The organism is Pseudomonas sp. LAP_36 (genome assembly GCF_019456785.1).
Taxonomy (GTDB): domain Bacteria; phylum Pseudomonadota; class Gammaproteobacteria; order Pseudomonadales; family Pseudomonadaceae; genus Aquipseudomonas; species Aquipseudomonas tritici.
The window spans coordinates 815,303-827,428 of record NZ_JAHZMS010000001.1; the positions used below are offsets into that span (position 1 = coordinate 815,303).

A 12,126-nucleotide genomic window follows, 5' to 3' on the forward strand; every position below is an offset into this window, starting at 1 on the left:
CAGGCGCTCGTTTCGATAGTAATCATCAGTGCAATCGATGCGACGCTCTAGCACGCACTACATGTTCAATGCACCTTTCGTACAGGCTTTCAAAACGCTGCCTACGAGCAGCGCATTGCGGTACACCTGGCACCTTATTACTTTGTGGTAGCGCTCGACATTGGGCGCCTCCAACCGCAAAGGAACTGCATCATGAGCAAAAATACCAAAGAAACCTCCGGCAAGATCGCGACGTTGGCGGCGGAAACGCTCAACAGCCAAAGCGCCTCACCCATTGCCAAAAGCCTCGCCGCTTCAGCTTTAGCCCAGAAAGGCACCGACAAGCAGACGAGTGCAGAGATGGAGCAGAAAGCTGGAGAGGTGCTGGGCAGCGATAAATACAGCGAAGATACCAAGGCGCTTGCCGCCTCGGTTCTGTCTCAAGCCAATAAGGAGCGCGGAAGCTAAGTCACCTCCGCTGGATAGAAAAGGCCTTGTAGTCGAACCCACTACAAGGCCTGCGTCATCGCCCAAGCCGTTCTGACAGGCTCTCGATAAACACCGTTTCCGCCCGACTCATCTTCTGTTCCCGATTCCACAGCAAATGAATATCCACGTCCGCGATCCCCTCATCCGGCGGCAGCCGCCACAGCAGCCCGTTCTTCACATCCTCCGCCACCACATGAATCGGCAAACAGCCCAAGCCAAACCCGGCAATCACCAACCGACGCACTTCTTCAAGGCTTGAGGAGGACGCCACGATCCGCCCGCTAAACCCTTGTTGATCACGGAAAATCGTCAACGGCGACAGCATCCCGCCAATCTGGTCGCTGGTAAAACTCACGAAGTTCTCCGACTGCAAATCCCCCTCCGCCAAACCGGTGCGCCCGAAAAGCGGGTGGTGCCGGCCGCAGAAAAATGCATAGCGCTGGCGCAGGAACAGATGCTGCTCCAGGCGTGGCTGCGGCCGACGGTTGAGGCTCAAACCCAGGGTTGCAGTTTTTTCCAGAAGTGCGGCGACGATGTCCGAGCTGCGCATCACCTCGACCTCCAGGTCTACCCGAGGGTGTTCGCGGTGAAAGCCCGCGAGAAATTCATCGAAGGTGTCCGAGTTGATCCGGCTGATCATCAGCAAACGCACCTTGCCGATCACTTCATCGCCGGGTTTTTGCAGGGCGTTGCTCATCTGCGACACCTGGCCGTACATCTCGCCGGCAATGGCGAAGATCTGTTCACCGGCCTCGGTCAACACAAAACGTGGACCACGGCGAACGATGAGTTGGCAGTCGAGTTGTTCTTCCAGGCGCTTGAGGGCTTGGCTGATCGCCGGCTGGGTCAGGTGCAGGCGTGCGGCGGCGCGGCTGATGCTCAGCTCCTGGCCGATCACGCGAAAAGTGCGCAGCAGGTTCCAGTCCAGGCGGTCGTTGAGCAGGGGGTGAATGTCGCGGCGGGTTTCGGACATGGTGCGGCTCAATAATAAGCAGGATTTATAATTGGAATAATAAATAGAAAATTGACTAATCATAGCCTCGAGACGAAAACTCACGCTCAACAAGCGCCATCAGAGCGCATGTGTTCGACCTTTCTCCTGCCAAAAAAATAACCAAAGGAGCCAGCCCCATGAAGCCTTCCGCTTCGCCTCAGCCTCGCCGTGCTGCGGCCGCCGCTTTTATCGGCACCATGATCGAGTGGTACGACTTTTACATCTACGCCACTGCCGCCGCGCTGGTGTTCGGCCAATTGTTTTTCCCCTCCGAAGACAAACTGTTCAGCACCATGGCCGCCTTCGGCACCTTCGCCGTGGGCTTCTTTGCACGGCCATTGGGCGGCATTGTGTTTGGCCATATCGGCGACCGGATCGGGCGCAAGAAGTCCCTCGTCATCACGTTGGTGATGATGGGCGTGGTCACCGTATGTATCGGCCTGTTGCCTACTTACGCCCAGATCGGCGCCGCTGCACCGGTGATGCTGGTTCTGCTGCGCGTTGTGCAAGGTATTGCCGTCGGCGGTGAGTGGGGCGGGGCGGTGTTGATGGCGGGCGAGCATGCGCCGAAAGGTCGGCGTAACTTCTTTGCTTCCTTCGCGCAGTTGGGCAGCCCGGCGGGATTGATCCTGTCGTTGCTGGCGTTCAGCGCGGTCACCCGTTTGCCGGAAGAAGACTTGCTCAGTTGGGGCTGGCGCGTGCCGTTTCTCGCCAGCGCGTTGCTGCTGGTTGTCGGCCTGGCGATTCGCCTGGGCGTGAATGAGTCGCCTGAATTCCTCGAAGACAAAGCCTTGGCCGAAAAAGCGCGAGCCATCAAGAAAGACCAGGCGCCTGTCGTTGAAGTGCTGCGAACCGCCTGGCGCCCGCTGCTGCTGTGCATCGGCGCCAACACCCTGGGCATTGCCGGGGTGTATTTCACCAACACCTTCATGATTGCCTACAGCACTCAGCAACTGGGCCTGCCGCGCTCGCTGATTCTGGAGTGCCTGTTCTTCGTTGCCATCATTCAGTTCTGCGTCCAGCCCCTGGCCGCCTGGGTGGCGGAGAAGGTTGGCGCTACGCGCTTCCTGTGCGCGATGAGCGTATTGGCAATGGCTTCGCCCTACCCGATGTTCGTACTGGTGAGCAGCGGTCAGGCACCGTTGATCATCCTCGGCATCGCCCTGGCGGTGGTGTGCATGGCTTCGTTTTATGCGGTGATCGCAGGCTTTGTCAGCGGCCTGTTTGAAACCCGCGTGCGCTACACCGCGATCTCCCTGGCATACCAGGTGTGCGGTGCGCTGGCCGGTGGGCTCACCCCGTTGATTGGCACTTGGCTGGCCCATCAATACCAAGGCCAATGGTGGCCCATGGCTGTGTTTTATAGCCTGATCGCGGCGGTGTCGCTGGTGTGTGTACTGGCGTTGTCGCGCCGCCATGCCACCGCTCACCGTCATGAAATGGCTCATAGCGTTTGAGGGAGAATGTGTCATGTTGAAGATTAATGGCGAGCGTCTGTGGGCCAGCCTGATGGCCATGGCCGAGATCGGCGCCACAGCCCGCGGCGGCAGTTGCAGATTGGCCTTGAGTGCCGAAGACAAAGCCGGTCGTGAGTTGTTCAGCCACTGGTGCACAGCCGCCGGGTTGACCCTGAGCGTGGATGCCATCGGCAATCTGTTCGCCCGTCGTGCCGGTACGGATAAGGAGGCGGCACCGGTCATGATGGGAAGCCACCTCGACACCCAGCCGGAAGGCGGGCGCTTTGATGGCGTCTATGGTGTATTGGCGGGCCTGGAGGTGATCCGCAGCCTTGATGATCACGCTATCCAGACGCGCAAACCGTTGGAAATCGCCGTGTGGACCAACGAAGAGGGCGCCCGTTTTACGCCGGCCATGCTCGGCTCGGCGGTGTTCACCGGCACCCTGGCGCTGGATAAGGCGCTGGCCACCGCAGACGTTGATGGTATCAGCGTGGCCGAGGCCCTGCGTGCCACCGGCTACAGCGGTTCACGCCCATTGGGTGGCGCGGTGGATGCGTATTTCGAGGCGCATATCGAGCAGGGCCCGATCCTTGAAGACAACGCCAAGAGCATCGGCGTGGTCACCGGTGGCCAGGCGATTCGCTGGCTGGATGTGCGGGTCGAAGGCATGGCCGCCCATGCCGGCACTACACCGATGCCGCTGCGTAAAGATGCGTTGTACGGCGCTGCGCAAATGATCCAGGCGTTGGAGCAACTGGCGGCCGATTTCGCCCCGGAAGGCCTGACCACCGTGGGCGAATTGAGCCTCGCTAAATCGTCACGCAATACCATCCCTGGCCTGCTGAATTTCACCGTCGACCTGCGCCATCACCGCGACAGCGAGATAGACGCCATGGAGCAACAGGTGCGCCAACAGTTGCAGGCCATTGCCGCGCAACGCGGCCTGACCGTCACCGTGAGCCCCCACTGGATCAGCCCGGCCACGCCTTTCGATGCCGAGTGCGTCGCCTGCGTACAAACCTCGGTGGACGCCTTGGGCTACAGCCAGCAACGTATCGTCAGCGGCGCCGGACATGATGCCATCCACCTGGCACGCTATTGCCCGACCGCGATGATCTTCATCCCGTGTATCGGCGGCCTCAGCCATAACGAAGCCGAAGATGTGCTGCCCGACGACGTGCGCCAGGGCACCGACGTATTGCTCAACGCCGTGTTGAAACGCGCCGGCCAAGCCAACTGATCACTCATATTTCAAGGCTGACCGGATTCACCTGTGGGCGCCAGCTCCCACGGGTTCCGTGTTCACCCAGGAGCATCTGATGCGTACATTTTTCCACCCTGAACAACTTCTGCACTCTCCGCGCAGCTACTACTCCCGCGGCCAGATGCGCACGCCGCAGGAAGTCCCCGAGCGTGCCCGCAACCTGTTGCAGGCTGCGCAAACCTTGGGTTTCGACATCCAGCAGCCGCAGGATTACGGCCTCGATCCATTGCTGGCCGTGCACGGTGCTCCTTACCTGGCGTTCCTTCAGGAAGCCCACCAACGCTGGAAGGAAGTCCCCGAAGACTGGGGCGACGAAGTCATGTCCAACATATTCGTACGCGAGCCCAACGCCTTGCGCGGCATCCTTGCCCAGGCTGCGCGCTACCTGGCGGATGGCAGTTGCCCCATCGGTGAACTCACCTGGCGTTCGGCCTACTGGTCGGCCCAGAGCGCCGTTGCAGCGGCCAAGGCTATTCTCGATGGTGCGCCTGCTGCCTACGCGTTATGCCGGCCACCGGGCCATCACGCGCGCTTCGATGCGGCGGGTGGTTTTTGCTACATCAACAATGCGGCAGTCGCTGCACAAGCCCTGCGCCAAGGTTTCCAGCGTGTCGCCGTGCTCGACACCGACATGCATCACGGGCAGGGCATTCAGGAGATTTTCTACGAACGCGACGACGTGCTGTACGTCTCGATCCATGGCGATCCCACCAACTTCTACCCTGGCGTTGCTGGCTTCGCCGAAGAACGCGGCAGCGCACAGGGCGAAGGCTTCAACCTCAACCTGCCAATGCCTCACGGTGCCAGCGAGGCGGTGTTCTTCGAGAAACTGGAACGTGCGTTGGCAGCAGTGAAAGACTTCTCGGCAGATGTGCTGGTGCTGTCGCTGGGTTTTGATATCTACGAGCTGGACCCGCAGAGCAAAGTCGCGGTGACGCGCGAAGGGTTTGCGCGGTTGGGGGAGTGCATTCGAGGGCTGGGATTGCCGTGTGTCATTGTGCAGGAAGGCGGGTATCACTTGGAGACGCTGAACAGTAATGCGCGGGCATTTTTCAGCGAGCCAGAAGTGTGGGTGAAGTAATCAGGCAGTTGTTACCGGGTGTCTGACACCGAAAAAGCCTGCTGATCTCAAGGGTGGGCAGGCTTTTTAGTCTCCCGTACGTTCATCCTTTTCAAAAAGCGGCTGAAATATTCAGTAATACTTTCCTGACATCCCTAAAGTCCCGCCATTGCGAGCCGAAACTCTCTCATACGACATCGTATCCCTCAAAAGAGAGCTTCCCGAAAATGTCCCTTCGCAGCCTGTCCATCGCCCGCCGTGCGGGTCTGGGTTTTGTCCTGATTGCCTTGCTCGTGGCCCTGCTGGGTTTTTTTGCGCTGTCGAACATGGCAAGCATCCGTGCCAGTGCGGTGCAGGTTGAGAGCGGGCTGGTGCCCAAGATGCGGCTGGTGGCGGACATTCGCGAAATCATGCTGCGCATTCGTACGATCTCTTTGCGCATGGCGTTGGATCCGAATCCCGCAAGCCTTCCACAATACCGCAGCCAGATGGACACCCGCAGCCAGGACCTGGTCAAAAGGCTGGCTGACCTCGATGCGGTGATCGACACCCCAGAAGTACGCTCGCTTTATGACCAGTTCCAGGTTTCGCTGCGCCAGTACCAGCAAGGCCTGGCCCAATCTTTCGTCCTTGCCGACAAGCAGCAAGGCGCCGAACTCAACAAGCTGCTGCTGGTGGACATGAAAACGGTGATTGATGGCTCCGGTGCGCAGCTCAATGCCCTGGCCGACTACTACAACGCGCAGATCAACCAGCAGGGGCAGGTGGCCGAGGCGCAATACAGCCGTTCGCGCACGATGGTGTTCGGCTTCGTGCTCCTGGCGGCGTTGAGCACAGTGGCGCTGGCGTGGTTGCTGACGCGCAGTATTGTCGGCCCGCTGAGCCATGCGGTGCGCGCTGCAGAAAACGTGGCCCATGGCGACCTGACCCAAACGGTGGCTGTTACCGGTGACGACGAAGTGACCCGCCTGCTTGTAGCACTCAAGACCATGCAAGCCAACCTGCGCGGGACCTTACAACTGATCCGCCAGTCGGCGGGGCAGATGGCATCATCCGCCACCGACCTGAATGGCATCACTGATCAAAGCAGCCGCAGCCTGCAAAAGCAGACCGCTGAAATAGAGCAAGCCGCCACCGCCGTCAACGAGATGACCTCGGCGGCGGATGAAGTCGCGCGCAATGCGGTTTCCACCTCAGAGTCCACCCGCCTCTCCAATGAAACGGCGCGCGAAGGCCAACACCGTGTCGGCGAAACCGTCAGCGCCATTCAGGCCCTGAGCACAAATATTGGTGAAACCTCGACGCTGGTGCAGACCCTCGCTGAACAATCGCGTGATATCGGCAAAGTGCTCGACGTGATCCGCTCCATTGCCGAACAGACCAACCTATTGGCCCTCAATGCCGCGATCGAGGCTGCGCGGGCCGGTGAGTCCGGACGTGGCTTTGCGGTCGTGGCGGACGAAGTGCGCGCACTGGCACACCGTACGCAGCAATCGACGCTGGAAATCGATCAGATGGTGACCGCGATGCGCACGGGGTCTGACCACGCGTTGACATCAATGCAGTCCAGTACCCAGCGCGCTACCGCTACCTTGACCTTGGCTGAAGGTGCGGGAGGCGCGTTGAGTCAGATCACCGACTCCATCGACCAGATTCACCAACGTAACCTAGTCATTGCCAGCGCCGCAGAAGAGCAGGCTCAGGTTGCCAAGGAAGTCGACCGCAACATCGTCAACATTCGCGACTTGTCTGCGCAGTCCTCATCCGGCGCCGGGCAGATCAATGGGGCGAGTCGCGAGCTGGCGCAGTTGGCGGTCTCGCTGAGCGAGGCGGTGGCGCGGTTCCAGCTATAGCGCGAGCAAGGTGATGACGGCCACGTGGTCCCGCCACCCATGGCGCCCATCGGTGCCCCTGCAACGTCGCGCCCACGCGCCCACGATGGTCGGGCTGGTATTGCCGCAGGTGATGCGTAATGTGGGCTTGGTAAAACGCCGCGGGCGGACATTGCCGCCAGCGGCGCTGGAGTTGGAGCGGTGGGTGCGGGAAATGCCGTTTCGGTCAGCGTGACACTGAGTCCAGTCCGGTCGATTGCACCACGGGTTGCGCCTGAGGCGATGACAAAAATTGCAGCAACTCCTTGGCCTGGGCCGGGTGTTCGGCGTTCACCGGGATGCCGGCGGCAAAACGCGTCACCGATTGCACATCTTCCGGGATCTTGCCGACGTACGTCACGCCCGGTACTGGCAACAATTCCGCGACCTGTTGCAAGCCTACTTCGTAGTCACCTTTGGCAACCTGCTCGGCTACCGGGATGCGTTCGATCATGGTGCCCTTGGCGGGCATGCCGAGTTTTTTGAACAGCTCTTTCTCGACATACACACCGCTGGCGCTGTCCGAATACGCCACGGACTTGGCTTTACTCAGCACGGCTTTCAGTTCGGCATCAGTACCGATTGCAGGCTTTGCTGCGCCTTCCTTCACCACCAGGCCGATGCGCGAGTCTGCCAGTTCTACGCGGGAGGCCTTGTCGACCTTGCCTTGCTTGATCAAATCATCCAGGGCATAGCCGACCATGATCACCACGTCGGCGTGTTCGCCGCGGGCCAAGCGGTTGGGAATGGCTTCCGGCGCTTTGCCCATCGATGGGCCAAGGAGGGTGTCGAGGGTGTCGCCGCTCTGCTCGGCGTATTGCGGGCCGAGCAATTTATAGGCGGCGGTGAAGCCGCCAGACGTCATCACCTTAAGCGCTTCGGCCTGGGCCGTCAGCGCCATTGTGCCGAGAGCCACCGCCGCCAAGGTGTTGAGCAGTGGCTTCATTGTGCAGCCTCTTGCATCACCTGCCCACGGGCGTTGGCGTGGCGATACAGCGCCAGGGTCGAGCACAGCGCACACGCCGCAGCAAACATCATCCAGTAGGCGGGCGAGGCTTTATCACCAGTGATGTGAATGAACCACGTGGAGATCGCCGGGGTGAACCCACCAAAAATCGCCGTCGCCAGGCTATAGGCCAGGGAGAAACCCGCCACGCGCACTTCCACCGGCATGATTTCAGTGAGGGCCGGGATCATGGCGCCGTTGTACATGCCGTAGAGGAAGGAGAACCACAGCAGGGTTTCCAGCATGTGCGCGAAGCTGGGTGCGTTCACGACGTAGGACAATGCTGGATATGCCGTCAGAACGGTCAATACAGTCATGGCGATCAGCACCGGCTTGCGGCCGAAACGGTCGCTCAAGGTGCCGCCGATCGGCAGCCAGATAAAGTTCGACACCGCCACCAACAGGGTCACCAGCAGAGCGTCGGAGGTGCTCAGTTGCAGCACGGTCTTGCCGAACGTCGGCGCGTACACGGTGATCAGGTAGAACGCCGTCGTGGTCATGGCCACCATCAACATGCCACCGATCACCACGGTCCAGTTCTTCACCAGGGTCGCCAGTACTTCGCGCATGGTTGGACGGTGCTTGCGATTGGCGAACTCTTCAGTTTCCTGCAGGTTGCGACGCAGGATGAAGATGAACGGGATGATCACGCAGCCGATGGCGAACGGAATACGCCAGCCCCAATCGGCGACCACAGCGGGTTCCATCCACACGTTCAGGCCATAACCCAATGCGGCGGCGACCACGATGGAGATCTGTTGGCTGCCCGACTGCCAGCTGGTGTAGAACCCCTTGCGTCCTGGCGTTGCCATTTCGGACAGGTACACCGACACGCCGCCCAGTTCCGCACCGGCCGAGAAGCCTTGCAGCAAACGGCCCAGCAATACCAGCAAAGGTGCCCACAGGCCAATGGTGTGATAACCGGGCACCAACACGATCAGCAGCGTGCCGCTGGCCATGATCGACAGGGTCACGATCAGTCCTTTGCGGCGACCGACGTCATCGATGTAGGCGCCCAGGATGATTGCGCCCAACGGACGCATCAGGAAGCCTGCGCCGAATACGGCGAAGGTCATCATCAATGACGCAAACTCATTAGCGGCAGGGAAGAACGCGGCAGCAATGTAAGTGGCGTAGAAACCGAACAGAAAGAAGTCGAACTGTTCGAGGAAGTTACCCGAAGTAACGCGGAAAACCGCGCCAATTTTAGATTGGGCAGATTCGGGCCGGTTAGGGCTAGTCATGGTTTTGTGTCTCCAGCGTTCTTTTTAAAGTGCTTGATTCGCCTATGACCGAGAATAGTGGCTGACACATTTAGAAATGAAAAGTGACAAATTTGGATGGATTGATGTTTGTTGGCTATCAATCCGCAGCGCAGTCCAAATGTCGCGGCGCACCTATCAACGGGAAACTATTTGACATATTTGATTTGTGATCACATATTGAGGCCATAAGAACGACAACACAGGTTTTGCCTCATGACAGATGGTCCGCTCCTCCTGCCCACCCTGCGCCAGGTATCCCGCGATACCTTGCAAGACCAGGTCTATCGCCAGATCCGCGAAGCGCTGATGAGTGGTCGTTTCCAGCCTGGCCAGAAACTCACCATCCGCGGCCTCGCCGAAGCCCTCGGTTCCAGCCCGATGCCGGTGCGCGAAGCCCTGCAACGCCTCAGCGCCGAAAACGCCTTTGAAGTCACCGAAACCTCCCGTTTGCGCGTCCGCCTGATGACGGTCGAACGTCTGCGTGAAATTCGTGATGCACGGGTCGCCCTTGAAGGTTTACTGGCCGAAAAGGCCGTGCTGCTCCTGCAAAAAGCCGACCTCGACGAAATCACCGACCTCTGCCAACAGATGCAGCACGCCGCCGACGAAGTCGATGTGTCCCGCTACCTGTGGACCAACTTCGCTTTTCACCGGCGTATCTATGCCGTGGCCCAGGCCGAGTTGACCATGGCCGCCGTGGAAAACTTCTGGCTGCACATGGGCCCGTGCTTTGCGTTGGTCGCCCCGGATAAAGCTCACCTGCAACGCTCGATGGAGGCGCACACGCGCATCGTTGAAGCTCTGGCTGCCCGGGATGGCGCCGGCGCGCGCGCGGCGGTGACCGATGACATCATGCAGGCCGCCGATTCCCTGGCGCGCCTGCTCGTCAAGAACGACCGTTCGCGGTCGTCTGTTTCAGGAGGTAAACGTGCATGAGTGTCCTACAACGGCTGCAGCCCTATCCTGGGTTACGTGTGTTGATTTCCGGCGGGGCTGCCGGCATTGGTGAAGTGCTGGCGGCGGCTTATCTCGAAGCCGGTGCCCAGGTGCATGTGTGTGATGTGAGCGAGCCCGCCCTGGCAGCGTTTCGCGACAAATACCCTGGCACGGTCGCCACCCGTGCCGACGTCAGCGATGCCGCGCAGATCGAGGCGGTGTTCAAGGTGCAGCACGAGCATTTCGGCGGCCTCGATGTGCTGGTCAACAACGCCGGGATCGCCGGGCCTACTGGCGGGATCGATGCGATCAGCGACGCCGAGTGGCAAGCCACCATCAACATCAACCTCACCGCGCAATACCGTTTTGCCCACCACGCGGTACCGATGCTCAAGGAATCGTCCCACGGCCATCTGCTGCATATCGCCTCGGTGGCAGGGCGCTTGGGCTACGCGTGGCGCACGCCGTATGCGGCGACTAAATGGGCCATCGTCGGCTTGATGAAATCCCTGGCCTCGGAGTTGGGCGAGAGTGACATCCGCGTCAACGCCTTGCTGCCCGGCATCGTCGAAGGCCCGCGCATGGACGGCGTGATCCGCGCCCGTGCCGAGCAGGTCGGCGTGCCCGAAGCCGAGATGCGTCAGGAATACCTCAACAAGATTTCCCTCAAGCGCATGGTCACCGCCGAAGACGTGGCCGCCATGGCGTTGTTTCTCTGTTCGCCCGCCGCGCGCAACGTGACCGGCCAGGCGATCAGCGTCGACGGTAACGTCGAATACCTGTAAGTCACGGAAGAACACCTCGCGCTGTACCCAGGATTTTTTTCATAAGAATAAAAGTCGGAGAATCGTCATGTCCAAAAAACGTCCTGTCATCATTACCTGCGCCGTCACCGGCGCGATTCATACGCCGTCGATGTCACCGCATTTGCCGATTACTGCGCAGGAAATTGCCGATGCCGCCATCGGCGCCGCTGAAGCCGGTGCTGCGATTGTTCATCTGCATGCCCGTGATCCCAACGACGGCCGCCCGAGCCAGGACCCCGCACTGTTCGCCGAATTCCTGCCGCACATCAAGGCCGCCAGCGACGTGGTGATCAACATCACCACCGGTGGCGCTCCAACCATGGGCGTAGAGGAACGACTACAGCCGGTGATGCAGTTCAAGCCGGAACTGGCCTCGCTGAACATGGGCTCGATGAACTTCGGGCTGTACGAAATGCTCAACCGCTTTACCGAGTTCAAGCACGACTGGGAACGGCCCTACCTGGAAGAAAGTGACGACCGGATATTCCGCAATACCTTCCGCGACATCACCCACATCCTCAATTCGTGCGCCGAGAACCGCACGCGGTTTGAGATCGAGTGCTACGACATCGGTCACCTCTACACCGCTGCACATTTCCTGGAGCGCGGCTTGCTCAAGCCACCCTTGTTTATCCAGTCTGTGTTCGGCCTGCGCGGTGGCATCGGTGGGCACCCGGAAGATTTGGCGCACATGCGGCGCACCGCCGACCGGCTGTTTGGTGACGACTACGTGTGGTCAATCCTCGGCGCCGGGCGTGGGCAAATTCCGTTGGCGACCATGGGCTTGTCCATGGGCAGCAATGCGCGGGTCGGCCTGGAAGATTCGCTGTGGGATGGCCCGGGAAAACTGGCGGCGTCGAATGCCGACCAGGTACGGCGCATTCGTACGGTGATCGAAGCCCTGGGGCATCGCGTCGCCACGCCGGACGAAGCGCGGGAAATCCTCGGGCTCAAAGGGCGTGACCAGGTCAACTTCTAAACACACAGGGCCGCGGC

At 60.2% G+C, this 12,126-nt stretch carries 11 protein-coding genes and 2 pseudogenes; 10 read left to right on the forward strand and 3 right to left on the reverse strand.

The window, feature by feature from the left end; translation table 11 throughout:
* The first annotated feature begins 192 nt into the window (after positions 1 to 192).
* Complete coding sequence (locus JBO08_RS03825) at positions 193 to 447, forward strand: hypothetical protein (RefSeq protein ID WP_065910466.1); 255 nt, start codon at positions 193 to 195, stop codon at positions 445 to 447.
* Positions 448 to 502: 55 nt separating this feature from the next.
* Here the strand turns inward: JBO08_RS03825 and JBO08_RS03830 are convergent, their stop codons facing one another.
* Positions 503 to 1,441, reverse strand: a complete 939-nt coding sequence (locus JBO08_RS03830) for a LysR family transcriptional regulator (protein WP_065874777.1) — start codon at positions 1,439 to 1,441, stop codon at positions 503 to 505.
* Positions 1,442 to 1,599: 158 nt separating this feature from the next.
* Between JBO08_RS03830 and JBO08_RS03835 the strand changes: the two genes are divergently transcribed.
* The 6 genes and pseudogenes from JBO08_RS03835 to JBO08_RS03855 form a co-directional block, all read left to right on the forward strand.
* Positions 1,600 to 2,919: an MFS transporter gene (locus JBO08_RS03835; protein ID WP_065874778.1), complete on the forward strand. Its 1,320-nt coding sequence runs from the start codon at positions 1,600 to 1,602 to the stop codon at positions 2,917 to 2,919.
* A gap of 13 nt (positions 2,920 to 2,932) precedes the next feature.
* Positions 2,933 to 4,162 (forward strand): Zn-dependent hydrolase, encoded by a 1,230-nt coding sequence (locus tag JBO08_RS03840; protein WP_220074523.1) that lies wholly within the window; start codon positions 2,933 to 2,935, stop codon positions 4,160 to 4,162.
* 79 nt (positions 4,163 to 4,241) lie between these two features.
* Positions 4,242 to 5,267 carry a histone deacetylase family protein gene (locus tag JBO08_RS03845; protein WP_220074522.1) on the forward strand — a complete coding sequence of 342 codons (1,026 nt, stop codon included), beginning with the start codon at positions 4,242 to 4,244 and terminating at the stop codon, positions 5,265 to 5,267.
* Positions 5,268 to 5,473: 206 nt separating this feature from the next.
* A pseudogene (locus tag JBO08_RS28390) lies at positions 5,474 to 6,241 on the forward strand (MCP four helix bundle domain-containing protein); the annotation flags it as partial.
* A 48-nt stretch (positions 6,242 to 6,289) separates the two neighbouring features.
* Positions 6,290 to 7,099 (forward strand): methyl-accepting chemotaxis protein, encoded by an 810-nt coding sequence (locus JBO08_RS28395; RefSeq protein ID WP_371905661.1) that lies wholly within the window; start codon positions 6,290 to 6,292, stop codon positions 7,097 to 7,099.
* A gap of 94 nt (positions 7,100 to 7,193) precedes the next feature.
* Positions 7,194 to 7,313: pseudogene (locus JBO08_RS03855) on the forward strand (LysR family transcriptional regulator); the annotation flags it as partial.
* On the opposite strand, the gene JBO08_RS03860 reads toward JBO08_RS03855, so the two are convergent.
* Together JBO08_RS03860 and JBO08_RS03865 are read right to left on the reverse strand one after the other, a co-directional pair.
* Complete coding sequence (locus JBO08_RS03860) at positions 7,305 to 8,063, reverse strand: substrate-binding domain-containing protein (RefSeq protein ID WP_220074521.1); 759 nt, start codon at positions 8,061 to 8,063, stop codon at positions 7,305 to 7,307. The pseudogene JBO08_RS03855 and the gene JBO08_RS03860 sit on opposite strands and share 9 nt — an antisense overlap.
* Positions 8,060 to 9,367, reverse strand: a complete 1,308-nt coding sequence (locus JBO08_RS03865) for an MFS transporter (protein ID WP_065874783.1) — start codon at positions 9,365 to 9,367, stop codon at positions 8,060 to 8,062. Before JBO08_RS03865 ends, JBO08_RS03860 begins: the two co-directional genes overlap by 4 nt.
* A gap of 234 nt (positions 9,368 to 9,601) precedes the next feature.
* Between JBO08_RS03865 and JBO08_RS03870 the strand changes: the two genes are divergently transcribed.
* The 3 genes from JBO08_RS03870 (at position 9,602) to JBO08_RS03880 (ending at position 12,109) form a co-directional block, all read left to right on the forward strand.
* A complete protein-coding gene (locus tag JBO08_RS03870) occupies positions 9,602 to 10,324 on the forward strand; it encodes a GntR family transcriptional regulator (protein WP_065874784.1) in 723 nt (240 codons plus the stop codon).
* Positions 10,321 to 11,109, forward strand: a complete 789-nt coding sequence (locus JBO08_RS03875; RefSeq protein ID WP_065874785.1) for an SDR family oxidoreductase — start codon at positions 10,321 to 10,323, stop codon at positions 11,107 to 11,109. The genes JBO08_RS03870 and JBO08_RS03875 overlap by 4 nt, the downstream gene beginning before the upstream one ends.
* A gap of 67 nt (positions 11,110 to 11,176) precedes the next feature.
* Positions 11,177 to 12,109 carry a 3-keto-5-aminohexanoate cleavage protein gene (locus JBO08_RS03880; RefSeq protein WP_065882115.1) on the forward strand — a complete coding sequence of 311 codons (933 nt, stop codon included), beginning with the start codon at positions 11,177 to 11,179 and terminating at the stop codon, positions 12,107 to 12,109.
* The last annotated feature ends 17 nt before the right edge of the window (positions 12,110 to 12,126 follow it).